General features: G+C 37.9%; 2 protein-coding genes. One reads left to right on the forward strand and one right to left on the reverse strand.

The features are described from left to right. Window positions 1-48: 48 nt before the first annotated feature. The gene (locus ABIQ28_RS02700) at window positions 49-2,181 is read right to left on the reverse strand and encodes a S46 family peptidase (protein ID WP_348035211.1); all 2,133 of its coding nucleotides are present in this window, start codon (window positions 2,179-2,181) and stop codon (window positions 49-51) included. 501 nt (window positions 2,182-2,682) lie between these two features. Between ABIQ28_RS02700 and ABIQ28_RS02705 the strand changes: the two genes are divergently transcribed. Beyond that, the coding region (locus ABIQ28_RS02705) for a methionine aminotransferase (RefSeq protein WP_348035212.1) at window positions 2,683-3,562 on the forward strand (880 nt) is incomplete at its 3' end.

The raw sequence follows: 3,562 nt of genomic DNA on the forward strand, positions 1-3,562 counted from the left end.
CCCTTTCAAAATCAATTGAAAGGGCTCAGTTTTGAATTGTCAATCTGATTATTTCTTTCTCTTTACTTTTTTAGTTTTCTTACTCTTCTTGGCATCGGTTTTTGGACGTACCAAAGTCATTTCATCAATCAGATGTTTTGCACCGGCATATTTATCAATGATAAAAAGTACGTAGCGCATATCGACCATAATGTTTCTACAGATTTCAGGATCATAATACATATCACTCATCGTTCCTTCCCAAACACGGTCAAAATTCAGTCCAACCAAATTGCCATAGGCATCAATGGCTGGACTTCCTGAGTTTCCACCCGTGGTATGGTTGGTGCCTAAAAAGCACACCGGCACTTTTCCAGTACTGTCGGTGTATTGTCCGTAATCCTTTTTCGCATATAACTCCTGTAACTTTTCAGGAACGTCAAATTCATAATCCCCAGGAATATATTTTTCCATCACGCCATCTAAATACGTTAAAGGCTCATAATACACGGCATCCCTTGGCTCATAACCTTTTACTTTACCATAAGTAACACGCAACGTACCGTTAGCATCTGGGAAATAGCGCTGCTTTGGCAACACCTCCATTAAAGCCGTCATATATTGCTGTTCCAACGTATTTATTTGCGGGTTCAGCTCTTGAAATTTAGGTTCAATAGTCGTATAAAACTCAATAATATATGGCTTTAGATATTGATAAGCCGCATCGTTATTTAGTTTTTCCAAAACCTCTGTCGAATTACCTTCTAAAACTTTTAAAGCACTTTCCTGATTCGTGAATGCCGTTTTATCATAAATAGAACTGTCAACATTATCCGCGTACATCGGCATTACTTCTTCAAAAACACCTTTATCTACTTCGGCATTATAGTTTTTGTAAACACCCTTCATGCGTCCAATATTGGCATCTCTTTGTTTTTCGAAAGTCTCCTCACTATTAGCCGCCGCCGCTTCAAGTTGCACAAGATTAAAGATCATTGGCGTAAGTTCATTCGTTCTTAAAAAGACTTCCATAAAACTGGTACGCTTCACGCTGACGTCTTCTATTTCATTGTAAAGTCGCTCAAGTTCTGGCAAAACAGTTCCGTATTTAGCTTCCAGTCCCTTTGCTTTCATTTGCTTTGTAAACTCAGCTTCCTGCGCCTTCTTTATAGCAATCGCACCACTTTTGTGAATCCCTAAGTTTTCGCCTTGCCATTTTTTCCAAGCATTGGCAATTCGAGCTTGTTTTGAGGCATATTGAATTCTGATTTGATCATCAACCATCATAAAGGCGTCAATCACTTTCAATGCCGCTGTTCTAATAGCAATAGCGGTTGGATTAATTTTCTCTACAGTTTGCGCAATGGCAACGGCAGGTAGATACTCATCCGTAGTACCAGGAAAACCAAAAACCATCGTAAAATCGTCTTCACTCACGCCGTCTAAAGATACCGGCAAAAAGTGTCTTGGTTTAAACGGCACGTTATCTTTTGAATAAGCTGCCGGACGGTTATTTTTATCAGCATAAATTCTGAACAATGAGAAATCGCCCGTATGTCGCGGCCAAACCCAGTTGTCGGTATCACTTCCAAACTTTCCTATGCTTGATGGCGGTGCTCCCACCAATCGGATATCAGTATAACGTTCGGTAACGAAAAGAAAATATTGGTTGCCTTTATAAAACGCTTTGATTTTGGTGTCTTGCCAAGCTTCTTTTTTAGCCGCTCTTTCAATAGCTGCACTGTTACTTCCTCTTTTTGATTGCTGAGCCCTGTCAGTCATATCATCAGTAACGCCTTCCAAAACCTGTTTGGTAACATCTTCTATTCTTACAATAAACTCGATATATAAGTTATCATTTGGCAATTCTTCATCTAGGTTCATGGCCCAAAAACCATGTTGTAAATAATCGTTTTCTAAAGATGAATGCGACTGAATTTGACTAAATCCACAGTGATGATTGGTCAAAACCAAACCATTGTTAGAAATAACCTCAGACGTACATCCGCCATTAAAATGACCAATAGCATCCTTTAAGCTCGAATTATTAACATCATAAATGTCCTTGGCCGAAAGCTTACTACCAAGACTTTGCATTTCGTCTTCATTCATTCCTTGAAGTAAGGAAGGAATCCACATTCCGCCTTGTTGAGCAGAAACTTGAAACGCAATAAAAAGAAATAAAATTTTGAAAATTCTCATATCTAAAATTGTTTTTTTTTTAAGATCTCAAAGATAGGGAAGCCACCAGTAATACTAAACTATTTATGTATGTAAAAGAATCAAGACCGCTTCGCTTTTAGAATTAAGAACAAAGACTCGTTCCGTAAAAACCTGAAAAAATACAATTTACAATCAAATTTCAAAACAAATAAAACCATCCTACAAGAGGTTCAGAAGCAAAAAAATACATTACCTGAAAGTTGAATTGAATTTTATAGATGCAAAATGAAATCAGCTGAATTTGAATAATAATAACATCTCTTGCTGAATTATCATTTAAAGAAACAATAACCCCCAACCCGAACCGCTTAAATGTCAACTTTATAAAAGATGCCACGAATACACGAATTTCTATATTTAATTCGTGTATTCGTGGCAAACAAGTCATAAATCAAGTATCCCGAAATCAAACAAAAACTTCATTAAACAAGTCAAAAATCTTTGTTTATAGTATCTTTCATAAAATTAAAGCACCTGATAATGCATCACGATTCAAAACTTCCCAATGTTGGCACGACCATTTTTACGGTCATGAGCGCGTTGGCTCAAAAAAATAACGCCCTCAATTTATCACAAGGGTTTCCAAATTTCAAGAGTGATCAAAAACTGATTGACTTAGTGACCAATGCCATGAATTCTGGCTACAATCAATACGCGCCCATGGCTGGCAGCTTGGAGTTGCGCGTGGCGATAACCAATAAGCTTGAGAAACTCTATAACGCCTCGTACCATCCAGATTCAGAAATAACTGTTACCGCTGGCGCAACGCAAGCCATCTTTACTATTATTTCAACCTTCATAAAACCTGATGATGAAGTTATTTTATTCAGGCCTGCTTATGATTGTTACGAGCCCGCCATAGAACTCAATGGCGGAAAACCAATTTCGATACAACTAAAAGCACCACATTATAAAGTGGATTGGACAGAGGTTTCCAAAAAAATCACTTCCAGAACAAAAATGGTCATTATCAATACACCGCAAAACCCAAGTGGGACGGTATTTTCAAAAGAAGATATGCTCAAATTGCAGGAACTTCTCAAAGGCACCAATATTATTTTGCTGAGTGATGAAGTTTATGAACATATCATTTTTGACGATCATAAACATCAAAGCGCGTGTTTGTTTCCCCATTTGAAGTCGCGAAGTTTTATTGTGGCGTCCTTTGGAAAAACTTTTCATAACACCGGTTGGAAATTAGGCTATTGTTGCGCGCCAAAGGAGTTGATGGCAGAATTCCAAAAAGTGCATCAATTCAATGTGTTTTGCGCCAACCATCCGATGCAAAAAGCCTTGGCCGATTATTTACAAGAGCCCAACCACTATTTGGAATTGCCCAACTTTTATCAACGTAAACGCG

This window comes from Gelidibacter sp. (assembly GCF_039916245.1).
In the GTDB taxonomy this organism is placed as follows: Bacteria; Bacteroidota; Bacteroidia; order Flavobacteriales; family Flavobacteriaceae; genus Gelidibacter.